Below are 23,247 nucleotides of genomic sequence, written 5' to 3' on the forward strand. Positions count from 1 at the left end.
AGCCCCGTCCGGTCAGGGCCGGACGGGGCTTCCGCTCTGTGCTTCAGGGCTTCAGGGCGTGCGCAGGTGCGCGGACGTCGCAGTTCTGGTGCGTCGGGGCGGCATGAGGGTGACCCCTTCTGCACGGAAAGGGCCGAGCCCCCTCGGCCAGGACGGCGGACCGGTCGAGAGGGCTCATACGTGCTGCGGGTGGCTGTGTCTGTGCATCGGGGTCAGAGGGACCCGTTGCTCACCTGGCCGACGAAGGCGTTCCACGAGCCGGGACCGAAGGAGAGGGACGGGCCCTCGGGGGCCTTGGAGTCCCGCACCGCGATCGCGGCCATCACGGGGGACTTCACTTCGACGCAGGCTCCGTTCCCGCCCGAGTACGAGGACTTCGTCCAGGTGTCCGTACCGCCCTGAATGATTGCCATGCTGCTCACTCCGGTTCTACCAAGTAGCGTTTCTCGCCAACGTTCTTGATGGCGTGATCGACGCTACTCGCCGGCCCCGTCTGGCGGGGCCGGCGTTCACACGACCGAGTGGCATATACCAACCGTGCTTCCGTGGGAGCGATCACGGGCTGTAGGGTGCCTGCCCCAGCCTCCCCGGGTCATCCCTGGGCGTGCTTCTTGGCCATCTTCGCAATGAACTCGCGCGTCTGCTCGACGTTCAGCGCCTGGGCCCTCAAGTGCTCGTACATGACGGAGTACTTGCTGACGTCCGGGGTCTTTTCCAGGTACAGGTCGCTCGTCACGCCCTCGATGTAGACGACGCTGGAGTCCGAGGTGTCCGGGAACTCCAGGATCGAGTACTGCCCGCTGATCCCCGGGTGCGCGCCCATCTCGAAAGGCAGCACCTGCACGGTCACGTGCGGCAGCTGTGACTGCTCGATCAGGTGCTCCAACTGCTCCACCATCAGCTGCCTGCTGCCGACGATCCGGTGCAGCGCACCCTCGTCGATGACCGCCCACAGCCGTAGCGGACGCTCCTCGTCCCGGATCCGCTCCTGGCGCCGGGTGCGGACCGTGACCCGCTTCTCGATCTCCGCCGGCGTCGACTCCGGCAGCGCGCCCGCGATCACGGCCTCCGCGTACCGGTGCGTCTGGAGCAGCCCGGGGATGATCTGCGGTTCGTACATCCGCAGGCTCTCCGCATCCGTCTCCAGACCGATGTAGACGCTGTACGGGATGTCGCCGAAGGCGTGCCACCAGCCCTGCTGGCGGGAGTCCTTGGCCATCTGCATGAGGGAGTCGACCATGCGCTCGTCCTCGACCTCGTACACCCCGCACAGGTCGCGGACGTCACGCTGGCTGATGGAGCGCCGACCGTTCTCCAGCCGACTGATCTTGGACTGGGAGACGAGGAGGCGCTCGGCGACCTGCTCGGCCGTCATGTTCTTCGCCTCGCGGAGCTTGCGCAGCTCCTGGCCCAATCGGCGTCGCCTGACGGTGGGATTGACGTTGGACGCCACGGAAACTGCACCTCCGGCTGTCTGCTGCGTAGCTGTGCGTACCTACTGCTTGGCAGACTGCCACCAAAGGCCGGGTGTGCGCTGGGAAAACAGGACAACGCACGTGTGCGGGGCGGCCGTCCATCACCTGGCGGAGTGGGTGGTGGGGGGGGGGCCCCCCCGCGCCCCCCCCCCACGACCGTGCGGCTTTCGGGGTGGTTCCTCTGGTGCAGGGTGGTTCTCGGCGCCGGCCGCGCCTGGTCGCGCGCTCGACCGGTCGATCAGTGCACGGCCGCGCGGGCCATGCCGCCGCGGGGCTGCGCCGGGACGCCCGCGGTGCTCCGGCGCGGCTGCGCCGCACCGTTCTGGACGTCCATCACGGCGTGCGCCACGAGTCCGCCCATGGGGTCGTGCCGGATCAGGTCGCGCAGCCGGGACCGCGACGACCGTCCTTCGTTGCCGGGGTAGAGGTGCTTCCCGAGACCGACCGCATGGGCCAGCGCGGCAAGCGCCGCGGTCCGCGGGTCCGGCGGTACGCCGGTGCGGATCGCACTGTCCAGTCGGGCACGGATCTCCCGACTGATCGCCGTGTCCGTCGCCTGGTAGCGAGTCGTCGGCAACACCCCGCACATCTGGCTCTCCACGGCATGCACCATGCCGCATCGCTCCAGATGCGAGAGATACGTCTGACGGAGCCCCAGTCGGGGTCCGCCGATCCAGTGGACGGCCCGCACCGGGCTGCCGCGCCTGCGCAGCAGTTCCAACGCGGAGTCCAAAGTCGGATCTCCAGTCGGCCGTGGCATCACCACGGCGATACGATCCCCGTCAGGGGCTATCCGGCCTGCCAGAGCCAGCTCCACTAGCTGCGCTCCGGCCAGACCGAGGTCGAGCGACTGCGGCTGCGCTGTGGTACCCGTGGTCGGGTCCAGAGCGAGCAGTAGAAGCTCTTCCGGAATAGTTCTGCGGCTCCTGCCCATCCATGCCTCCCCGCGTGGATGAATGACAGGGTGACCCCTCTCACATTCATCTGTCGAGAGTGCCCGGGTGGTTCATCCGGGAACCAGTAGGTATGTCGTTCTCGTCTAGCACGGGGGCCAAGGGGTTCACACAGGACACTGGTAGACGGTTCGGACGTACGCATGACGCATGGAGGAGGCACGGTGGCGGGCGAGTCCCCCGACAAGGCGGAGCAGCAGGGGTCGTCTCAGGAGACGGCGGCCCCGGGCGGCGGGGACCGTGATCCCCGGCTCTCCGTGCTCCAAGGGTCAGAGTCCCCGTCGGTTCGGGTCGACCAGCCGACGGCCGTGTTCAAGAACCTGGCTCCGCGTACGCCCGAGGACGACGTGCAGAAGGAACCGTCCAAGCCGGCGGAACCGTCTGCGCCGGAGTCCGGGGCCGAGCCGGAGTCCGGGGCCGAGCCGGAGGGCGAGCGCCTGAAGACGGCCGTGGCGGCATGGGTCGCATCGACGGGGAAGCCGAAGGCCGAGGAGCCGGAGACCGGAGCGTCGAAGGCCGAGGAGACGGCGGACGAGTCGGAGGGCGCCTCGGAGCCGAGGTCCGACGGCGCGGCGGACGGCCCCGAGGCCGACGACTCCGAGCGCGCCCCGGCCGACGGGGACCGCGACGGGTCCGACGACGCGACGGACGGGGCACCTCGCAGCGACGCGGTCGCGGATGCGGACGACGCCACCGGCAAGGAGCCCGGCAAGGAGCCCGTCAAGGAGCCCGTCAAGGACAGTGCGCCGGTCGATTCCTGGTTCGCCGCACGGAAGCGACCCGTGACGGCGAAGTCCGAGGCGCCGTCCGCGCCGGTCAAGCCGTCCGCCCCCGCCACCGATGCCCCCGCCGGCGCAGGAGCACGCCCGGACGACGGCGGTGCCGCTGCCGCGAAGTCCCAGGGGGCTCCGGCCGCCGCGGACGACGAGGCCCCGGTCGACCAGCCGACGACCATGTTCAAGGCGGTCCGTCCGCCGGTCGTGGACCAGCCGACGACCGCCCTGAGGCTCCCGGCCGACCTCACCGCCGGCTCCGCCGCGAAGCCCGGCTCCGACGCCGAGGGTGGCTCCGCCGGGAAGCCGGGCTCCGGCGCCAAGGGCGACTCCGACAGCGAGCGCACCAGCGTCTTCCGGCCGCTGCGCGCCGACATCCCGGCCGAGCAGAAGGCGGAGAAGGCCGCACAGGCGGCACGGGAGACCGAGAAGGCGGCCGGGAAGACGGCCGAGGAGGCCGGGAAGGCGAAGCCCGCCACGGAGGCCGCCAAGCCGTCCGCGGCCGTGCCCGCGCCCGCCCCCGCGCCGTCCGCTGCCGCCGCCGCGTCCGTGGAGCCGGAGCGGACCCGGCAGCAGCCGCTGCCGCCGCTGCCCCCGCTCGACCTGCTCGCGGAACTGACGAACACCCCGCCCCCGCCGCCGAACGCGCTGCGGACGACCGCGCGCCGGCTGCGGATCTGGACCCCGCTGGTGCTGCTCCTGCTGATCGTCTTTGCGATCGTGCAGATGGTCCGCCCGCTTCCGGCGCCCGCCCTGACGATGTCGGCCGAGCCGACGTTCGCGTTCGAAGGCGGAAAGCTGGACATGCCGTGGCCCACCGAGGGCCAGGGGGCCGTCGAGGTCGAGGGCGTCGGCTCCATCGGGACGTACGGACCGCAGAAGCCGGCCCCGATCGCCTCCGTCACGAAGACGATGACGGCGTACGTGATCCTCCGCGACCACCCGCTCAAGGGGAACGAGACGGGTCCGGAGATCGAGATCGACCAGAAGGCGGAGGACCAGGGCAGGGCGGAGCACGAGTCGACGGCCCCGGTCAAGAAGGGGCAGACGTACTCGCAGAAGGAGCTCCTGCAGCTCCTGATGATCCCCTCCGCGAACAACGTGGCCCGGCTGCTCGCCCGCTGGGACGCCGGCTCGGAGGCCGCCTTCATCGAGAAGATGAACGCCGCCGCCCAGGAGCTGGGCATGACCCAGTCCACCTACACGGACCCGTCCGGCCTGCTCGACACCACCATGTCGACGCCGCAGGACCAGCTGAAGCTGGCGGAGGCGGTCATGCGGTTCGACGTCTTCCGCGAGATCGTGAACATGCCGAACGTGACGGTCGACGGCATCCCGGGCCGGATCGAGAACAACAACAACATCCTGCTCGAACCGGGTGTGAGCGGCATCAAGACCGGCTCCTCCACCCCGGCCGGCGGCAACCTGCTCTGGGCGGCCAACACGATCATCGACGGCCAGAACCGCCGCATCCTCGGCATCGTCATGGGCGCGCAGGACGCCAAGTACCTCGGCCAGAAGCTCCAGCTCGCCATCGACAACAGCCTCAAGCTGATCCAGAAGGCACAGCAGGACGTCACCTCGGCGGCCGTGGTCGAGAAGGGCCAGGTCCTCGGCTACGTCGACGACGGCCTCGGCGGCCGGACCCCCGTCGTGGCCACCAAGGAGCTCAGGGCGGTCGGCTGGCCCGGCCTCCTGGTCCAGCTGGACCTCAGCGACGGCGGCAAGGCCGTCCCGCACACCGGCAAGGCGGGTGACGTGGTCGGCCAGGTGTCGATCGGCACGGGCGCGGGCAAGGTCAGTGCTCCGGTCGCGCTCCAGTCGGACCTGGCGGAGCCGGGCTTCGACAAGAAGCTGACCCGCCTGGGCTGAGCGGCCACGCGCGCGGTCGGGCACCCGGGGTCACCGGGTGCCCGACTGTTAGCGTTTCGGGGGGACGAGACGGGCGGCGCCGGAGCCACACGGGCCGCACGAGCACGGGAGAACGGGCAGCACAGGAAAGGGCCGCAGTGACCACCGCCGAGCCGACACGCGCCGACCACGGGTCGAAGCGTTCTTCCCCTTTGCGAATAGTTCTTCCGGCGCAGCGTCCCGCACCGCCCCGGGCCCCGGTTCCTCCCGGCCCCGCACCGCGGCGGAAGCGCCGTTACACCGTGTTGGCCGCCACCGGGCTGGCCGCGGTCGCCCACCTCCTGTGGTACTTCCTGTTCGCGAACAGCGGCGGGGACCTGGCCGCGCAGGACGCCTGGGCCGAGTTCGTCGGACGGCACCCGGACTCCGCGTACAACCTGGCCTGGTACGGCGGGATGCACCCGATCTCGTACAGCGTGGTCTCGCCGTACCTGATGTCGGTGCTCGGCGTCCGCAAGACGATGATGCTCGCGGGGACGCTGTCGGCGGCGCTGACCGCGTTGATCCTGGTCCGGGTGCGGGCGGTGCGCAATCCGCTGCTCTGCTCGATCGCCGCCGTGTTCGCTTTCCTCTGCAACGCGCTCTCGGGGCGGGTGACCTTCGGCCTCGGCATGACGTTCGCGCTGGGGGCGGTCGCCGCCGTCTTCTGCTGGCCGCACCTCCGGTGCGAACACTGGCTCGACCGGACCGACTGTCGCTGCGCCCGTCGTCGGCGCTGGGCCAAGGCGGCCGTCGCCGCCCCGCTGGCCGGCCTGGCGACGGCGTGCAGCCCGGTCGCGGGACTGTTCCTCGGCATCATGGCGGGGGCGCTCTTCCTCAACAAACGGCGCCCCGGCGCGTACGCCCTCGGGCTCGCTCCGGTGGCCGTGGTCGGGCTCTCGGCCTGGCTCTTCCCGTTCTCCGGCACCCAGCCGATGGCGTTCGGCTCGACCGCGCTGCCCCTGACCTTCGGGGTGCTCGTCTTCTGCCTCGTCCCCAGGGACTGGCGAACGGTCCGGACCGCCGCCGTGGTCTACACGGTGGGCACCTTCCTGACCTGGCTGATCGACTCCCAGATCGGCTCGAACATCTCCCGGCTGCCGATGCTCTTCGCGGGCGTCGTGCTGCTCGCGGCCCTGCCGTACACGGTGCCGCGCTCGCGCCGCTGGTACGCGCTGCTGCTCGCCTTCGTCGGGCTCAACTTCTGGATCGGCTTCAAGGGCGTCGACGACGTCATCCGCACCGCCCCGGACGCCTCCTGGGCCCGCGAACTGGCACCGCTCGTCAACCAGCTCCAGGTGCGGGGCGCGGGCAAGGCGAGGGTCGAGGTCGTGCCGGCCTCCAGCCACCGCGAGTCCTCCGCGCTCAGCCCGTACATCAACCTGGCGCGCGGCTGGAACCGCCAGGCCGACATGGAACGCAACCCGCTCTTCTACGACGACACCCTGAACGCGCGGAACTACGAGGAATGGCTCCACCGCTGGGCCGTGCACTACGTCGTCCTGCCCACCGGCACCCCCGACTCCGGCGCCGAACTGGAGGCGGAACTGGTCGACGAGGGCCTGCCCTACCTGAAGCAGGTCTGGTCGGACGCGAACTGGCGGCTGTACGAGGTCGAGGACCCGACCCCGCTGGCCGCCCCGCCCGCCCAGGTGCAGAGCGCCGAGGAGAACGAGGTCGTCATCCGCGTCGACAGCCCCGGCCGGGTCCTGATCCGGGTCCCGTACTCGCCCTGGCTCGCCCTCGTCGACGAGAACGGCGGCAAGATCGCCCCGCCCCAGGAGACCGAGGCCTCCCGACTGGCCCGCGAGGAGTCGGAGACCGAGCTCCCCAAGGTCTTCGCCAACGAGGAGGGCTGCCTCTTCAGCGCGGAAGCCGACGCCGAGGGCGACGAGTGGACCGAACTGGTCGCCCCCCGCGCCGGCGTCTACCGGCTGGCCGCCCCCTACGAGTTCTCCCGGGGCACGCCCTGCCCGGAAGAGCTCCGCTGAGGCCCCGGGCCGCCCCCACCGCCGGAGCCCCGCCTCCCCGGCCCTATCGGAACCCCGCGCCCCTCCGCAACGTCCGGTCATCCCCCGAACACCTCCCCATCCAGTGACCGGCGGAGCGCCCCGCGAGAAGCCGGTTCACGCCGTCGCCGTCGCCGTCGATCACGGCGTCGGAGCGCGCGCAAAAACTCCCGTGCGTCGGCTCGCGCCCCTCTGCGACCATTCGCCCATGGCGCAGAATCTCGAATCGCTGGTCATCCGGCACACCCACCGCATTCCCTCTCCCCAGGGGTCTGCCGGGGAAGGCGCCACCGCCACAAGGCAATTCGACGCGGCGCTGACGACCGTGGGCTTCAAGCTCTCGGCCGAACTGCTGGAGCGGCTGTCCGGGCTGTCCGAGGCCGCGGTCGTGCACACCGCCCGGCGAACGCTGCGCACCGTGAGCGAGATGGTGGGCGACCACGTCCGGCACAACGCGTACTTCATCGACTTCCCGGCGAACGTGCCGGACACCGAAGAGTTCTGGATGCGGTGCGTGACGAAGGCGCTCGGTGACGACGCGTCGCGCGAGAGCGTGCTGACGCGGCTGAAGCACGGGACGCTGGACCTGCTCAGCCTCCCCTCGTACGGCCGCTACCAGCACACCTACGAGGAGATGCTCGCGGCTCAGGACGAGCTGATCGCCTCGGCGGGCGACCGGGTGACCGTCCTGCACCTCGGACGGGACCCGGAAGAAGAACTCACCGACCTGTACCTGTCCTTGGCCGGCAGCAGGACCCCCCTGGGCGAGGACCACCGACACGACCTCAAGACCCTCGCCGAGCGGTGCGCGCTCGGCCCGCAGCCGGAGTCGATCCCCGTCCGGGAGAACCGGGCGCTCGTCAACGAGGCCCGCCTCGCCGTCGGCGCCGACCTCCTCCTGGACACCGTCACCGACGTGCTGCGCCTGGCCTGCGCACTGTCGGGCGGCGACGTGACGCTCCACGAGCCGACCCGGTTCCGGGCGCTGTCGCGGCCGGTGCGCCGGGGACTGCTCGCGGGCCTCGACGCGGTGGTCGCGGCGAACCCGGCGAAGCTCGCCGACGTGCACGCGCACCGGGAGCCCTTCAAGAGGCTCGGTGAGCGCCTCCATCCACACGAGTACCCGCGCTGGCCGCACGCCGCCGACGTGTTCGCCGTCGCGCGGGGGGAGAAGACGGCGCGGTCCTTCGACAGCCGCGTCGAGGAGCTGCTCGACGCGTACGACGTCACCGGTGCGCTGAAGCTGCTGAAGTCCGCTCCCGGCAGACTGTTCCGCGCCCTGGACCTCCTGATGCGCATCGCCGCCGACCAGGAGGAGCGGGACGCGGTGGTGGCCGCCGCGGCGGAGGTCGCCCCCGGGGTCTCCGGCCGGGTCGTCCTCTCGGTCCGTGAGCACTTCCACAACCGGGAGGAGGAGACCGACGCACCCCGCATCTTCGTCAACCGCCGGGGCCGCGCCTGGGTGGCCCGCGACCACCGCCCTCCGATACCGGCCGCCGACCGCGACCGCCTGATCGCCGCCCTCGACGCCGAGGTCCGCCGCCGACTCCAGGTGCCGGACCGGCTGTTGCTCGACCCCGACGTCCTGGACGTGGCGCTCCCGCTCAGCGGCAGGGCGACCGCGGCCGGGCTCGGCGTACTGCCGCGGGGGTCCGTCTCCGAGGTCGACGGCGAGTTGCTGCGCTTCTTCGTGTACTGGAAGCAGAGCGAGGAGCGGACCGACTACGACCTGTCGGCCCTGCTCCTGCACGACGACTACACCACCGACTCCTGGCTCTCCTACACGGCCCTCACCGCCGTCGGGGGCGTGCACTCGGGCGATGTCACCGAAGCACCCGACGGGGCCTCGGAGTTCATCGACCTGTCCCTGGACCGCGTGCGCAGCACGTTCATCGTTCCTCAGGTCAACATCTACGCGGGGGAGGGCTTCGAGGAGGTCGAGGAGTCGTTCTTCGGGTTCATGCTGCGCGGAGGGGAGCAGAAGGGCCGTCCGTTCGAGCCCCGCACGGTGCGCATGAAGTCGGATCTGCGCGGGACGGGTCGTGTGGCCCTGCCCCTGGTCTTCCGGCGCGGGGACGACGGCGGGTGGCGCGCGAAGTGGCTGCACCTCTACCTGAAGGGCATCTCGGCGGCGAACCGGGTCGAGGAGAACCAGGTGTCGGTGTCCAAGGCGGTGCGTGCCCTCGTGGAGCGCGAGCAGCTGACGGTCGGTTACCTGATCGACCTGATGTCCCGCGGCACCACGGTCACGGAGCTGTGGGACGGCGGCCCGGTCCCGGACGGGCCCGTGACGTACATCGGTCTCGAACGTCCGGAGGGACTGCACCCGGACTCCCGGGTCATCACCCTCGAAAACCTGCGCGACGTGATCCCCGGCTGAATGCTAGTGTCACCTTCGGCGAGGCCATGAAGGGGCTTCCTTCTCATTCACTTCCAATGAAATCAAGTTCCTTCGCTTTCCTCGCCCTTGAATTCGACTGAGGGGCGTCCGTGCGGCGCCCCTCAGTTTTCGTGTGTGGCGACGGATCAACGTCGCGGAAAACCCACACGGATCCGCTTCGTTCGCGACGGGTGGCACTCCCACGGCGAGACCACGGAGGGACTTCCTCCTCCGCCGCGAAAGCGGCTCGCATGCGAGGGCCCCCTCCTCTCCCTCGCCCTCGACGCCGATCGGCCCCAGGACTTCCGTGATGCGGCGGTCGACACCCCACCGCAGGACGAGCCCTCGACCGCCGAACCACCCACCCCGCGGCGAACGGGCGAACACCGTGGCCGAGGCCGGCTCCTGCACCGCCGTTGGCCCCCGCCCCGGACGTGGGAGAGCTGCGCCGCTCCCCACGGCTCCGGACGGGACGCCGCTGTTCGAGACGAGCGGACGCCGGGCCCCGCAGGCCGTACTCCCGGCAGGGGCCAATGGCCGCACCGCTCACCCCTCACCGCGTGTCCTTGCCGGGACCGCTGCGCCACGGTGACCCGCCCGGGCTGATTTCGCGCCACTCGAACCACGTGAACAGGCGTACACCTTGTCGTGAAAGCGCCCTCCTCATTGCTTTCCAGCCATAAAAGCCCACATGTGAATTCCGTCATGCCGGTCGTGATCATTCGTGTTCTACGGTCACCACGTCGGCACCACACAGCCCACACAGAAAAACGGGGAACAACATGACACGCACGCGAAAGCGCATAGCGGCGGTCGGCCTCGTCGCCGCGCTCGCCCTTCCGGTCGGGGTCGCCGCCGCCGGTGAGATCACCAACAGCCGCCTCACGTTCTCGATCGCGACCTCCGGATCCAAGGAGGACGGCGACCGCTGGAACGGCCCCGGCTCCGGCCACGTCAAGGCATGCGGCGACGTCCCGACGTCCAACCTGAAGACGTTCAGCGGCTACGTGTACCAGGACAAGTCGTTCATGCCCGACCCCCAGATCGCCTCGGTGTCCCGCGGCTACTCGCAGGCCTACGGCTGCGGTTCCTACAAGGGCACCACCACGGGTGGTAAGTACTACACCAAGGCCACCTGGGCCGGAGTCTCCGGCAGCCGCGCCTACGGCTTCGTGGCCGCCCAGAACTGATCAGGAAACCGTGTCCGTAGACAACGACACCACCGCGGCCGGCGACAGCACGCCGGTCGCGGCCGTCGAGGGCGCCACGGTCCGCTACAAGGCCGTGGTCGCCCTCGACGGCGTGCGCGCGGAGTTCCACTCCGGCACCACCGCCCTGCTCGGACCGAACGGCGCGGGCAAGACCACCCTGCTCTCCCTGCTGAGCACCGCCCGGCGTCCCCAAGAGGGGGCGGTGTCCCTGCTCGGTGACCCGGTCCGCGGTCGCGCGGGCACGCGCCGGGTGCGGGAACGCATCGGCGTACTGCCGCAGTCCTTCGGCTACTACCCGCGCTTCACCGTCGAGGAGTTCGTCGAGTACGCGGCCTGGCTGCGCAAGGTACCGGGCAGCGAGCGGCGCGACCGCGTGCGCGAGGCCCTGAGGCTGGTGGAACTGGAGAAGTACGCGGACCGGCGCATGGGAGCCCTGTCCGGAGGCATGCTGCGCAGGGCGGGCATCGCGCAGGCCGTGGTCAACCGGCCGGCGCTCGTCCTGCTGGACGAGCCGACGGTCGGTCTCGACCCCGCACAGCGGGTCGGCTTCCGCACCCTCATCCGCGACCTCGGCGAACGCTCCGCCGTCGTGATGAGCACCCACCTCGCCGAGGACGTCGCCCACGTCTGCGACCGTGTCCACGTCCTCCTGGAGGGACGCATGCGCTTCTCCGGCACCGCCGCCGAGCTGTGCGCCCGCGCATCCGGCCACGACGGCACGACCCTCGACGGCTCCGCCGTGGAGGCGGGCTACCTGGCCGTCGTGGAGCGGAACGGAGGCGACCGGTCGTGATGCGCGTGCTGCTCCACGAGATGCGGCGCGGCGAGGCCGGCAAGGTCGCCGTGCTGTCGGCCGTGGCCGGCGTCTGGTACCTGGCCTCCGCGGACCCCTCGACCAGTGACTGGATCGGCTGGTGGAACCAGGCCAGCATCAAGGTCCAGGTCTTCGGCGTGATCGTCATGGGCTCCCTGATGAGCGCCGCCGCCGCCTGGACCGCGGGCCGTGCCCGGCGCACCCGTGCCGATGCCTGGGCGGACACGACGCCCCGGGGCGGCTGGCCGCAGGCGCTGCTGCTGTGGGGCGCGGCCTGGCTGTGGTCGTTCGTCGCCTACGCCCTGATGACGGCCGTCGCCTTCTACCGCACAGCCGGGATCAGCGATGTCACGAAACCCGTGTGGACGCCGCTCCTACTGGCCCTCGCGATGACCGCGCTGCAGACAGCCGCGGGCGTCGCCGCCGGAACCCTGCTGCCCTCCCGCATCACCGCACCCGCCATGGGCGTGCTCTGGTACGTGGTCTTCGTCGTCTTCGCGTTCGTGCCCGACCTCCCGCTGGCCAACCTCTTCCCGGCCATCGACGAACACTGGGACGCCACCTTCCGGCCGCACACCACCCGGCTGCTGATCGCAACCGCCTGGTGCGCCGCCGCGGCACTCGTGCTGCTCGCCCTGCCCGCCCTGCTGCGTCGCACCGCGCTCCCGCCCGGCCCGCTCGTGGTGGTTCCCGCCGTGGCCGCGGTGGTTGCGGGAGGCTCGCTGCTCACGTTCCGCGCCCCGGCACCCGACCCGTTCTGGGCGGTGCGGGCGGAGCAACCCGCCGAGCCCGTCTGCGTCACGCAGGGCCGTACGAAGGCGTGCCTGTGGCCGGACGACCGGCACCTGCTGCCCCAGGTCGGCGCCGCCGCCCTGGCAGTGGACCGGACCCTGGGCTCCCTCTCCGGATTCAACCGCAGTTTCCACCAGACCGGGCTGCGGCTGCCCAGCGGCCCGTACAACGCTGAACTGCCGGTCTACCAGCCGGTCGTGGACACCCGCACGCTGACCGAGGCCATGCTCGACGCCGCGCTCCCGCAACCCCCCAGCGGCTGCGAGCCGCACACCCCCGAGGAGACCGGCGGGCTCCCGGACACCTTCCTCTTCCAGGCCGTGGTCCACGCGCGCGCCAAGCTCCCCGTCCCCTATTACGGGGACGAGTTCGGGACCGCCCTGGAACGCGTCCTGAAGGCGCCCGTCGCCGCCCAGGACCAGTGGCTCACCGCCGCCGCGCGGGAAGTCGGCGCCTGTCGCCCCGTACCCCCGCTGCCTCGATGAACCCCGTCCTCGCCTTCGCCCGCAGCCGCGACATGCCCCGCGCGGCAGCCGGATCGCTGGTCGTGGCCCTGGCCACCACGGCGTTCACCGGGACGCGCCTGGAGTTCCCGGACTTCCGCCACCTGGTCGACTTCAGCATTCCGGTCGCGGCGGTCGCCCCCGTGGCGTACGCGGTCGTCCTGGGCACCACGCTGCACTCGCCCATGGCGGACCTGGAGCACACCTCGGCCCAGCCCGTGCACGCCCTCCGCCGCCTCCAGCTGGTCGCCCTCACGGCGCTGGCGGTCCTGCTGGCGGCACTGCCGATGTTGACCGGCCTCCCCCTGGAGGTCTTCGCGGCCTCGGCCCGCAACACCGCCGGGTACCTGGGCCTCGCGGCCGTCAGCGCCCGCCTCTTCGGTAGTGGCCTGGCCTGGTTGCTGCCCCTCGGCACCTTCGGTCCGACCCTCCTGCTCGGCGTGGGAGAGGACAACACCCCGGAATGGTGGGCCTGGTCCATCCAGCACCCTTCCGACGGGACGGCCCTGGTCATCGCCACCGTCCTGTGGCTGGTTGCCCTCCTGCTGCCCGCTCCGCCCCCCAGGCCGGAGGACAGGGCGGAGGTTTGACGGCCGACGACGGCGCACCGGCCCCGAACACGCGCGAGGCCCACCCCTGGGTGATCACGCACTGGGTCAGACGTCGGACCTCTGCCACGGGGCCGCCGAGGACGTCATCGGTGAGTTGCGACCGAGCCGGGCGACGAGTGGAGTGACCCCTTCGGATGCCGGCCATGGCGGCAAGGTGCAGAACGATGTGCCAGGTGACCACCGCATGTCCGGTGGCCGAAGCACTGAGCTTGGGAATCACCGTTCTCCGGCGACCGATAGGCGCTGTGACCTGTGGACACGAGCGCCGAGTCGAGCTGGGCGGCCCTTCTCGGCACCCGCTGTTGCCTGGCAGATCACTGGCCGAGCGGACTCCAGTCGAACCAGCCCCGGGAGGTGTCGTACGGGTACGTGGGTTCGTCGCAGGTCTGGGACGTCCAGATCTCCGAGGCGACGGCATCCGCACGCGCCGCATGGCCGTCCGCCAGAACCACCAAGATCAGAACCACAGGCAGCGTCAGCGCGGCGAGCACCCGCCAGCGACGCACACGTGAGACGACCAGTGCTGCCGCGGACAGCACCAGCCCAACCAGTAGGAGCCACTGGTTCACACTTGCTTCTCGGTCGAGTTCTTCGGACGACTCGACGAGGTCAACGCAGAGTACGTACGTCCTCGGTCCGTCGAGCAGCGACAGGCAGCGTTCCAGTACTGCGACCAGCACGACGAACACCCCCAACACCAGCAGCGAACCCGGTTCTCTCTTCGACTCCGCGACCGACCGGTCCCGCCCCTCAACCCGCATAGCCCCTGCCCTTCGCCCCTCCAGCGGAGGGCCAAGCTGAGCCCAGACGCTACCCACCCGTGCATCGCGGGTGTTCGGCTCTGCCTGGGGCGAAGGCGGCCGGGGAGGGGAGTTCCACGACGCTCACCACGATCCGGCCGGCATTCGCGAACGGCGCCCCTTCCCTCCCGGAGTCTGAGCGCCCCCGACGGAGGCACGTCTCGTAGCCGCGGGCCTGGTCCTCGCCTCATGCCCTTCGGGCCTCTCCACTGCGGGCGCGCGTCGGCGGCGGCAGCGCCGAGCGCAGCCGGGTGCTTTGCCCCCCGGCGTCGCTGACGTGCGCCGCTTCCTCGTCCGACCGGAAAGGCGACGACCAGCGGCAACCGCCAAGCAATCGGACCGGCTGCTCAGGAAGAGGCGCCCCGCCCCGCCCCGCCCCGCCCCGGTCTGGTCCGGTCCGAACCGTTCTGAACCGGACCGACCGCGCTGAGGTCAGAAGTAGATGTCAAAGGCCCCGGACCATGATCGGTCCGAGGCCTTTTGGCTGGTGCCCCCGGCAGGATTCGAACCTGCGACACCCGCTTTAGGAGAGCGGTGCTCTATCCCCTGAGCTACGAAGGCGGGGATCTGTCGGAAAACGTGTCTGAAACCCTCCCTCAAGTGGGCGGATCCAGGATGTCGGCTCCCCGGCAGCTCCATGGTGGGCAGGCGCAAAGGTCTGCGTCACCGCAGACAGTGTAGCGGGTAGCGGTTCTGAGGGCGGCACACCTTGGCAGGGCCGGCGTGAGCTGGCATCGGGGGCAGGTGGCGGCGGGCTGGGACCCAAGGTGCCTGCGTTCTCACCTGCCGGGTTGGATGAGGTCGATCGCGTGGCCGAGGTGTGACTTGTAGTAGTCGGTGGCGTGGGCGGTGTTGGTCCAGCCGGTGATGCGGGCCAGGGCGATCGCGAGGTTGCGGAAGGTGGCCATCGCGCGGGGTGTGTTCCCGGTGCGGATTTTGGAGGCGTCCTCGGCGAGAGTGGTGTCCCGGACGTGGTGGTGGGCTTCGACGTGCCAGTGCTCGCGCACCGCCCGGGCGAGCTGGGCGTCGGTCGCGGAGAACGCGTTGTGGCTGGTCACGGCGTAGATATGCTCGATCTGGATCTTCCCGCTGTTCAGGTCGCGTCGGCGGCGGGTGACCTTGATCGCCTGGGCGGCGTGCGGGAGTCGCAGCCGGCGCGGGACCTGGACGGCTTTGAGGCGGCGGATCTCGTCACGGCCGTGTCCCTTCTCCCGGGTGGCGTGGCCGAGGGGGATCTGGTTCCAGGGCAGCGACTTGAGGAAGTGGTGCAGCTTGGGATGGTTGTCCTTCACGATCGCGATGTAGTTGGCCTTCTTCTCCTCGATGAGGAACTGCGCGTGCGCGTGCTGGGTGTGCAGGGCGTCGAACGTGACGGTGCGGCCGGCAAGGTCGAGCGGTGCGAGAAGCGGTTTGAACTCGCTGATCTCGCCCTTCTTCCCGGCGACCTGCCGCTGGTTCAGCGTCGCGCGTTCGCCGTGGGTGACGGCCGACAGCAGGTGCACCGCCCTGGTCGCCGCGGTGCGCGAGCCGCGCAGGCTCTTGCCGTCGACGGCGACCGCGCACAGTCCTTCGTCCTGGTCGGGGCGGCTGCAGTGTGCCGCGAGCCATGCTCCCACCGCCGCGTCCACCGCGTCGCCGTCCAGACGTGCCAGGAGACGGCCGAGCGTGGTCGCTCGTGGTGCGGCCCGCAGTCCCAGACGGTGACGGACCTCGTCGGGCAGGTAGGCGGCATGCCGCGCGACGGCGGCGAGGGTGGTGGCGCCGGCGAGCACGGCGATCGTGCACAGCGCGAGGATCGGGCCGAGCCGGTAACGGCGGCCCTGCCGACGGCGCGGATCAGGCAGCACGTCGAGGACGTCGGCAAGGTCCAGCAGGCGGTCGAGATCGTCGGAGACGGAGCCCGCATCGTGGTCGAGGTGGCGGGACACAGCGGTAATCAGCAAGGATGGCATCCGGAAGCGGTTTGTTGTGATGAAGCGTCAGACACCTCCATCATCACGAACCGCCTCCTTCAGTTGATCACCTACCCGAACCCCGACAACCCGCTCTCACCCCGGCAGTTCAGGACGTCTCGCCGCCCGAGAACGCACGAGCCCTGGACAGACCCGGACACAAGATCACTTCTCAAAGACCCTGACTTCTACCCCCCTCAATGGCATTTGAATAATGCCGGGGCAGGCTGGCGGTTTCCCTCTCCGCAGTCTTTAGAATTCCAACGAAAAAGGGGACATAGGGAATCCTTGTTTGTCAGGTTGAGTGGGTGATTCTCGTGACGCGGTCACCCCTTGGACAGCGTGTAGGTGTCCCTGGCATCGGGGTCCGAGGTGAGGAAGAACAGGGCCGGTCGACCGGATTTGCCCTTCGTGACACCCATGTACCAGGTGGCTTCGGCTGGGGGCAGAGCCGTACGGGCGGACGCGTCAGATGGTGTGGCGGAAGGGCCGAGCCCAGAGGCGTCCGCCGGGGAGCTGGAGGGCGACGGCGCGCGCGCGGCCGACTTCACCGTCACGTGGACGACATAGCCCCGGCCCACCATGTTGCCGCCCTTGTAACGACCGGGTTCGTAGAGCTCCCAGGTGCCTTGCCCGGTCATGCGCCAGTTGTCATCGAAACGGAATTCCTGGCCGTCAAGGTCGGTCGCTTTCGCCTGCCCGTTGGGGCCGAGGGTCAAAGTGCTGCCCTCCCAACCACTCCAGGTGCCCTGAAGGTCCGCGAGGCGCACCTTGACAGGCGGGGGTGGCGGAGCGGTCCTGTTGTCGACGCAGGAGGACGTCCCAAGGACGAGCCCCGTGACGGCTGTCACGGCCATGAGTCCGCGCCGGATCCGGATGGACATGGACGGATACCTCTTTCTATGGGGGCCGGGTGAGCCGGAGGACAATCCTCCTACCCACCCGGCCATCGAGCACAGTGCTACTGGCCGTTACCGGTCGACCGGCATGTTGATCGACTCACTCCAGGTGACGGTGAACCTGAGCTCGCGTTGCCCAGCCGGGAACACAGAACGCATCCCGTCGGAGAGCATGACGGCAGGGCCCTCCTTGGCGCCTTCCGTGTAACCCTCCTCGGACACCCCGCGGGTCAGCGACTCGACGGTCATCTTCTGTGTGAGCTCGAAATCGACCTTCGCGGTCTTGTTCAGGCTGTGGTACTCGCTCACAGTCGCCTTGAGGTTGAAGGAACCGAGGATGGCGCGGGTCGCGCCTTCCTGGGCCTTCTCGTCCCCGCCGAGATACGTCGCGAAGTCAGCGAGCTCGCCGGCCATCAGCAGCTTCAGCGGTATGCCGTTCATGTTGGCGCCGTACTGGGTCTTGTAGTCCAGACCCGTAATCGTGTCGCCGACCTTGGTGCCCTGGCGCATCCTCAGGTACCTGCGCACCACGTCCATCCAGAGGTGCTGCTGGACGCCGGCGGTGAACTTGTCCCGCTCGTCGAAGTGATAGGCACTTGGTGTGATGCCAGCGAACCACATGGCAACGATCTGCGGGGCGTCCGGATTGAGGATGGTTTCCCCGTTCCAGTTGCCGCCGGACCGGTACGCAGCGTTGGCACGGCGGCCCAGCTCCTGCCGGCGACGCTCCTCGGCAACGGCCTGATGCTGGTAGCGCTCCGTCTCCTTGTTCTGCGCCACGATCTCGTCGTAGCGGCTGCCCTTGCTAACAACCTCCGTACCACCCTTGCAGCGATACATTCCGTTCACGCACTCCTCCAGGGCCTCGCCCGTCGGGTCGGAGAAGGTCATGGGATTGTTGGCGGCGTAGCCGTACCCGTTCATCGTCTGAGGCTTGTCGGCCTCGAGGATCGGGTCCACCGAGACGAAGCGGCCGATCGTGGGGTCGTACTCGCGGGCACCAATATGGGTAAGCCCCGAGTCGGCGTCCCTCGTGCCGCCGATGAAGCCCTTGCCCCCAGCCCAACCGGTGGGCTGGGGGCCACGGGCCTCGCCGAAGAGCGAGGTCTTCCGGCGCGTGACAGCCTGGGCGGCGTCCGCCGTGATCTGCGTCGTGCCCGTGCCGTGATGGTCGGACAGGGTGAAGAGCAGCTTGCCGCCGGTGCGCATTGCGATGATCTTCGACTCGGCCACGTAGTAGCGGGTACCCGTGACTACGCCGGACTTGTCGAGCTTCAGCTCGTTGCCCGCGGGCAGGGTGATCGTCGTGCCGGTGGAGTCCTTCTTGACCAGGCGCTGCCCCTCGGTGGTGTAGATGTACGAGCTGACGTTAGTCCCCTGGGTGACGGACTTGAGGTGGCCCTCGTCGTCCCAGGCCAGCGTCTGCTGGGCGGCGTCACCGATCTTGCGAGTTTCGGTGTTGCCGGCCGCGTCGTAGCCGAAGAGTTCCTCACGGGCCTCGGCGCCGGTCTGGGTGACCTTGGGCAGGTCGTGCTTGCCTGCGGTCGGGGCGGCGTAGGCGCGGACGGTTTCGGCGGCTGGGCCCAAGGTGGTCTTGTGCTTCGTCTCGGTCTTGCGGTTGCCGACGGCGTCGTAGGTGTATGACGTCCAGTAGGCGTCCTGGCCGCCGACTGCGGCGTCCGACGGCGCCGGGGCACAGGTCTCGCCGGTGTTGGTCCAGGCCTCGGTGATCCGGCGCAGGGCATCGACCGCGAAGCACTGGGTGTCGGTGGTCCGGCCCGCGTCTTGGCCGAACGCGGTGGCGATCGACGTCATGTTGCCCGCGGGATCGTAGCCGAACCTGGTGTCGTCGATGCGTTGCGGGGCGATCTCGCGGTCGGTGTAGCGACGCAGCGGTGCACCGGTGTGCTCGTCGTACTCGTTACTGACCCAAACGTGCTGGGCAAACGCGCCGAGCTCTTGCCGGGTGTTACGGCCGTAGTGGTCGTACGTGGTCGCCGACACGAGCGGATCGGCACCCGCGCCCACAGTGTTGAGCAGACCGTGCGCCGGGGTGTAGGTGTTGGCGACCTTCTCCGCCGGCAGCCCGCCCATGGCGGGGTGCCGGGTCCACATCACCTGGCCGGTGTTGAGGTTGTAGGAGGTCGTCCACTTGTACGTGCCCGCGAGGGCGCCCTCGGAGGCCGGGATCGTGGTCTGGGTGACGACCGGCTGATAGAGGCTGTTGTACGCCGTGATGGAGGTCTCGTAGGCGTTGGCGCCGTCGTACCGCGTGGACTTGGACAGCTGACCCTTGGCGACCGTGTCGTACTCCCAGGTGCTGAGGGTTGCCGTGCCCGACTTGAGGGAGACCTTGCGGCCGAGCTCGTCGTAGTCGGTGTGCAGGGTGATCAGTCGAGCGTCGGTGACATCCGTGGCGCGGTCGCCCTTGTCATAGGTCGTTTTGGTTGTGCCCTTGTCAGGGTCGACAGCTTCGGTCTGTCGGCCGCGGACGTCATAGGTGTACTTCCACGAGGCTCCCGACGGGTCGGTGACGAGGTCCACGCGGCCCCGCTTGTCGAGGTGGTACGTCGTCGACTGCTCGGTGGTGCGAGCGGTGTTGGTGTACTCCTTGACCTCCGTCGTCCGGCCTAGGGCGTCCTTGACCGTGGTGGTCGCGGTGCCTCCCTGCGGCGGGATCACGGTGGTGGTGTCGCCAGTGTGCGTAGCGGTGGTGCGCTTGGTCTCGTCACCGAATTTTTTTGCGATCACCGCCGTGACGCGGCCGGCGCCGTCGTACTCGGTGTCGGTGGAAGCCGGGTACTCCAGCTCTCTTCCGGTGACCAGGACGGGCTCGGGCGCTCCGGTGGCGAAGAAGGTCCCGGAGTTCCGCCAGACCAGGCCGCGCGTGTCGTAGAACGCTTCGGTGACGAGGCGTCCCGCGAGGTCTGGCGACTCCATTTGGGTCTGCCGCTCGCGCAGCAGACCGTCCTGGAAGGTGTAGGTGACGTCGTACTTGCTGTCGTGGGTGAGTGCCTTGGTCGTGACGACGATCGGACCGTCACGCCGGATCAGGTACTCGAACAGGTAGTTGGGGGAGTCGGGATAGGTGGTGGCCGAGCGGTTCGGCTGCCAGACCTTGGTGACCCGGCCGAGTGGGTCGTAGGAGGTGGTGGTGACCTTTCCGTTCGGGTCGGTGACCTGGGTGGCTTCGGCGCGGAGCGGGTCGGTCACAGTGGTCGTCGTGTGTCCCTTGGGGTTGGTGACGACCATGGTGGTCGGCGCCTCGCCCGTGGCGGGGGTGTAGGAGGTCTTGGTGACGTTCCCGTAGGCGTCGGCACCAGCCAGGGTGCGGCCGTAGGCGTCGTAGCAGAGTTGGGTACCGTCGGTGCCGCAGACGGACGGGGTGCTGGAAACCGCGTCGTATCCGTTGCCGGCGCCGTTGATGCGGTCGGTCTTGGTCACCAGACCGCGGCCGGGCACGGTGCCCAGGCTGCCGCCGTCGTAGTAGGTGCGGGTGTCGTCGATGACGTCGGTGGGCCGGGAGACGGTGCTGCCGCAGGGCACGGCGACGGTTTCGACGCGGCTGACCTTGTCGAGGATGTGGGTGGTGGTGTTGCGGGCGTAGCTGGTGGTGACGCATTTCTCGTCGCCGGGCTTGGCGGTGTCGCCGGTGAACGACTCGGTGGCGACCATGCCGTAGGAGTCGAACGTGCGGGTCAGCTCGGTGGTGCGGGTGCCGCCGGAAACAGTGGTGCGGGTCTCCTCCTTCTCGGTGCCCATGAGGTACGACTCGAGCGCGGGCAGACCTGTGCGTGTCCGAGACGCGACAAGCGCCGAACGCCACGGCGTGTAGGAGGTGGCGGAGACGAGCTTGCTCGTGTCGTCGCCGTTGTAGGTCGCGGTCTCACGCGGCATGCCGGCGAACTGCTTGCGGTCGGTAACGGCGACACCCGCGCTGTTCTCGACGGCCTTGCCGTCCCGGCCTCGGAAGTAGCGAGTCTCGGTGAGGGTCCTGGGGTCGGACGCGGCGCCGGTACGGGTCTGGACCCGCTCGTATCCGCGGGCGACGGAGTAGGTGCGGTCCTCGGCCTTGGCGAACTCGTCGGTGCTTTTCGCCCAGGCGGCGCCGCCGAGGTAGGAGTACGAGGTCACCTTGTCCGGCGACTCGACGAGATTGTCACCTTCCACGACCTGGTTCACGACGTAGGAATGGAACCAGTCGAGCTGGGCGGTGTCGCCCTCGTAGGCCCATTTCACTGGGTAGCACCGGGTGGTGTTGGTGCCGTCGGCCGGTGGGAGCGTGGTGGTGGTGCAGTCCGGCTGGGAGTAGGTGACGCCGATCGTGCCGCCGGTCTCGGTGGTGATCTGATAGAGCCGGAGCCGGACGAACGGGGCGAGCCCGTCGCCGATCGTGTCGACGCGGTTGGGCCTCTGCTCACCGGCGAAGGTCACGGGAGGCAGCGTGAGCGTGCCACCGGTCTTGCCGGTGCGTTGAATGGACTTCAGCCACATCGGGGTGGAGATGCCGTCACCGGAGGCGGGGAAGTCCTGGTCGAGGGCCCAGGTGTCGACGTCCTTGTAGACACCGCCGGTCAGCACCTTCGTGGTGATGGACGTGAGCCGCTTGCGCGACCAGAAGGTGGGTGAGACCTGTTCCTTGCACTTGGCACCGTCCTTGCAGTAGCGATCGAACGGGACGTCCGGCCAGTTCTTGGCGTGGGCATCGTCGAAGGTGCCGCAGTCGGTCAGGCAGCGCTCGGAGACACCGAAGGTCACCTGGCCCATGGCCTTGCCCGAGTACACGGCGTCGGAGCGCAGTCCGTAGTCGATGTGGTCGAGCCAGCCACCCCGGACGTACGAAGTCGCGGTGGAGTCACCCGTGGTTGTCGAGACGTTGCGGCCGTAGTTGTTCTTCTCGGTGTTCCAGTAGTACGCGGCGGCGTTGCCGTGCGGGTCGACCACATAGTCGAGCTGCCAGCGCCAGGCCTGCTGGCACCAGCCGCTCGCGAAGCTCGCGTTGTAACAGGGCTCACCCGTGTGGTTGCCGAAGACCGGGACCGTCCAGGTGGAGTTGGTGACCGGATCGTCGGCCGCCGTGCCGTGGTCGCTCCAGCCGGGCAGCCGGTTCAGACCGAAGAAGTACTGGGTGCCGTCGGTCGTGGTGACCTTCCAGTGCTCGCCCTTGCCATCAACAGCGTCCGTACCGCCGTCACCATTGGTGGCGCCGGTCAGCTTCTCGACCTTCTCACCAGAGTCCGAGGCAGGGTGCCAGCCCTTGCCGGCCTCGTAGACCAGCTCGGTGTTCTTGCCGCCGAGCGACAGCGTGACATTGTCGTTGAACCAGCACAGGTCACCGACCTTGGCCGTGTTGGTACCACCGGTCATGTCATCGTTGCACGGCTTGTATCGCCGCTCGATGAAGCCGGGCTCCCAGTCCCAGCCGTCACCGATCCAGGACGGCTGGTTGTTCGACGCGGCCGTACGGCCGTCCACCGACTGCGAGTTGTAGCTCAGGGAGATCTTGGGATCGAGGCCGCCGGGAACGGTCGGCACGCCGATCGGCTGGGACCAGGTGAAGGAGCCCGTCGACCCGCCCGTGCTCCACGAACCCGAGGCCTGCAGCGACGTCGCCTTGTAGTTGCCCGTTGGTCCCGCGTCGCCCGCCGTCACGGCCATGACCATGGGGGCACCGGACGTCGGGATGGCGCTGGTCGCGGACAGCTTACGCATGCGGGTGTTGTTGTCGGTGAAGAGCGGCTTCTGTACTCGGCACTTGGCGAGCTCGGGCGAGGTCAGTGCGCACGCAGGTAGTTCGACCAGGCGGAGCCGGGCGGACCAGTCGCCGCCGTAGGCGTCGCGGAATGCTCCGTAGTCGACCGAGACCCGGGCCGGTACCGCGGTTCGGCCCGCATCGGCGCGGGCGACGGACAGCAGCACGCCGTCGACGCCCGCCTCGCGAGCGGCGTTCCGGGCGGCAATGGTGATCTTCACCTTGGCCGAAGCCGCGTCCCGGATCGGGCTGTCGGCCATCGCGCCACGCGCGGACGGAGCCAGCTTCGCGGTCGGCGGGCCCGCTGGGGCCGCCGTGACTGAGACGGGCAGGGTGCCCGCTCGACCGTCGCTGGAAAGAAACGTTTCGGCTGTGCCGGGCGCGGGCCAGGTCGCCTGCAGGGCCTTCTGGTGCCATGCGTGGGCGGTCGCGG

14 protein-coding genes and 1 tRNA gene are annotated in these 23,247 nt (G+C 69.5%); 7 read left to right on the forward strand and 8 right to left on the reverse strand.

Annotated features, from left to right (window positions below; genetic code table 11):
* Positions 1-212: 212 nt before the first annotated feature.
* The 3 genes from ACFW2Y_RS14010 to ACFW2Y_RS14020 all read right to left on the reverse strand — a co-directional run bounded on the left by ACFW2Y_RS14010 (position 213) and on the right by ACFW2Y_RS14020 (position 2,409).
* Positions 213-413 (reverse strand): DUF397 domain-containing protein, encoded by a 201-nt coding sequence (locus tag ACFW2Y_RS14010; RefSeq protein ID WP_384877599.1) that lies wholly within the window; start codon positions 411-413, stop codon positions 213-215.
* A gap of 179 nt (positions 414-592) precedes the next feature.
* Positions 593-1,453, reverse strand: coding sequence for a helix-turn-helix domain-containing protein (locus ACFW2Y_RS14015; RefSeq protein ID WP_384877602.1), 861 nt, complete (start codon positions 1,451-1,453; stop codon positions 593-595).
* A gap of 260 nt (positions 1,454-1,713) precedes the next feature.
* Positions 1,714-2,409, reverse strand: coding sequence for a GPP34 family phosphoprotein (locus tag ACFW2Y_RS14020; RefSeq protein WP_384877605.1), 696 nt, complete (start codon positions 2,407-2,409; stop codon positions 1,714-1,716).
* 162 nt (positions 2,410-2,571) lie between these two features.
* Here ACFW2Y_RS14020 and ACFW2Y_RS14025 point away from each other — a divergent pair, with 162 nt between their 5' ends.
* From ACFW2Y_RS14025 to ACFW2Y_RS14055, 7 genes are all read left to right on the forward strand, one after another.
* Positions 2,572-5,073 carry a serine hydrolase gene (locus tag ACFW2Y_RS14025; protein ID WP_384877608.1) on the forward strand — a complete coding sequence of 834 codons (2,502 nt, stop codon included), beginning with the start codon at positions 2,572-2,574 and terminating at the stop codon, positions 5,071-5,073.
* A 137-nt stretch (positions 5,074-5,210) separates the two neighbouring features.
* On the forward strand, positions 5,211-7,082 hold the full coding sequence (locus ACFW2Y_RS14030; protein WP_384877611.1) for an MFS transporter: 1,872 nt from the start codon (positions 5,211-5,213) through the stop codon (positions 7,080-7,082).
* A 226-nt stretch (positions 7,083-7,308) separates the two neighbouring features.
* On the forward strand, positions 7,309-9,480 hold the full coding sequence (locus ACFW2Y_RS14035) for a hypothetical protein (RefSeq protein WP_384877614.1): 2,172 nt from the start codon (positions 7,309-7,311) through the stop codon (positions 9,478-9,480).
* 782 nt (positions 9,481-10,262) lie between these two features.
* A complete protein-coding gene (locus tag ACFW2Y_RS14040; RefSeq protein WP_384877617.1) occupies positions 10,263-10,670 on the forward strand; it encodes a hypothetical protein in 408 nt (135 codons plus the stop codon).
* Positions 10,671-10,680: 10 nt separating this feature from the next.
* Positions 10,681-11,484 carry an ATP-binding cassette domain-containing protein gene (locus ACFW2Y_RS14045; RefSeq protein WP_384877620.1) on the forward strand — a complete coding sequence of 268 codons (804 nt, stop codon included), beginning with the start codon at positions 10,681-10,683 and terminating at the stop codon, positions 11,482-11,484.
* Positions 11,481-12,782 carry a hypothetical protein gene (locus tag ACFW2Y_RS14050; protein WP_384877623.1) on the forward strand — a complete coding sequence of 434 codons (1,302 nt, stop codon included), beginning with the start codon at positions 11,481-11,483 and terminating at the stop codon, positions 12,780-12,782. Before ACFW2Y_RS14045 ends, ACFW2Y_RS14050 begins: the two co-directional genes overlap by 4 nt.
* The gene (locus ACFW2Y_RS14055; RefSeq protein WP_384877626.1) at positions 12,779-13,390 is read left to right on the forward strand and encodes a hypothetical protein; all 612 of its coding nucleotides are present in this window, start codon (positions 12,779-12,781) and stop codon (positions 13,388-13,390) included. Before ACFW2Y_RS14050 ends, ACFW2Y_RS14055 begins: the two co-directional genes overlap by 4 nt.
* Before the next feature lie 335 nt (positions 13,391-13,725).
* On the opposite strand, the gene ACFW2Y_RS14060 is transcribed toward ACFW2Y_RS14055, so the two are convergent.
* From ACFW2Y_RS14060 to ACFW2Y_RS14080, 5 genes are all read right to left on the reverse strand, one after another.
* Positions 13,726-14,172: a hypothetical protein gene (locus ACFW2Y_RS14060; RefSeq protein WP_384877630.1), complete on the reverse strand. Its 447-nt coding sequence runs from the start codon at positions 14,170-14,172 to the stop codon at positions 13,726-13,728.
* 524 nt (positions 14,173-14,696) lie between these two features.
* Positions 14,697-14,772: transfer RNA gene (locus ACFW2Y_RS14065), tRNA-Arg, on the reverse strand.
* A gap of 218 nt (positions 14,773-14,990) precedes the next feature.
* Entirely contained in the window at positions 14,991-16,154 is a 1,164-nt protein-coding gene (locus ACFW2Y_RS14070) for an ISAs1 family transposase (protein WP_384877634.1), read from the reverse strand.
* A gap of 335 nt (positions 16,155-16,489) precedes the next feature.
* On the reverse strand, positions 16,490-17,047 hold the full coding sequence (locus ACFW2Y_RS14075; RefSeq protein WP_384877637.1) for a hypothetical protein: 558 nt from the start codon (positions 17,045-17,047) through the stop codon (positions 16,490-16,492).
* Positions 17,048-17,134: 87 nt separating this feature from the next.
* Positions 17,135-23,074, reverse strand: a complete 5,940-nt coding sequence (locus ACFW2Y_RS14080; RefSeq protein WP_384877640.1) for an RHS repeat domain-containing protein — start codon at positions 23,072-23,074, stop codon at positions 17,135-17,137.
* Between the last annotated feature and the right edge of the window lie 173 nt (positions 23,075-23,247).

Source organism: Streptomyces sp. NPDC058877 (assembly GCF_042742855.1).
Classification (GTDB): domain Bacteria; phylum Actinomycetota; class Actinomycetes; order Streptomycetales; family Streptomycetaceae; genus Streptomyces.

Bases quoted from the DNA above. Each gene is read 5' to 3' on its own strand.
- ACFW2Y_RS14010 (WP_384877599.1), bottom strand. From the start codon at position 413: ATGGCAATCATTCAGGGCGGTACGGACACCTGGACGAAGTCCTCGTAC.
- ACFW2Y_RS14020 (WP_384877605.1), bottom strand. From the start codon at position 2,409: ATGGGCAGGAGCCGCAGAACTATTCCGGAAGAGCTTCTACTGCTCGCT.
- ACFW2Y_RS14025 (WP_384877608.1), top strand. From the start codon at position 2,572: ATGACGCATGGAGGAGGCACGGTGGCGGGCGAGTCCCCCGACAAGGCG.
- ACFW2Y_RS14035 (WP_384877614.1), top strand. From the start codon at position 7,309: ATGGCGCAGAATCTCGAATCGCTGGTCATCCGGCACACCCACCGCATT.
- ACFW2Y_RS14040 (WP_384877617.1), top strand. From the start codon at position 10,263: ATGACACGCACGCGAAAGCGCATAGCGGCGGTCGGCCTCGTCGCCGCG.
- ACFW2Y_RS14055 (WP_384877626.1), top strand. From the start codon at position 12,779: ATGAACCCCGTCCTCGCCTTCGCCCGCAGCCGCGACATGCCCCGCGCG.
- ACFW2Y_RS14060 (WP_384877630.1), bottom strand. From the start codon at position 14,172: ATGCGGGTTGAGGGGCGGGACCGGTCGGTCGCGGAGTCGAAGAGAGAA.
- ACFW2Y_RS14075 (WP_384877637.1), bottom strand. From the start codon at position 17,047: ATGTCCATCCGGATCCGGCGCGGACTCATGGCCGTGACAGCCGTCACG.
- ACFW2Y_RS14080 (WP_384877640.1), bottom strand. From the start codon at position 23,074: ATGGCCGACAGCCCGATCCGGGACGCGGCTTCGGCCAAGGTGAAGATC.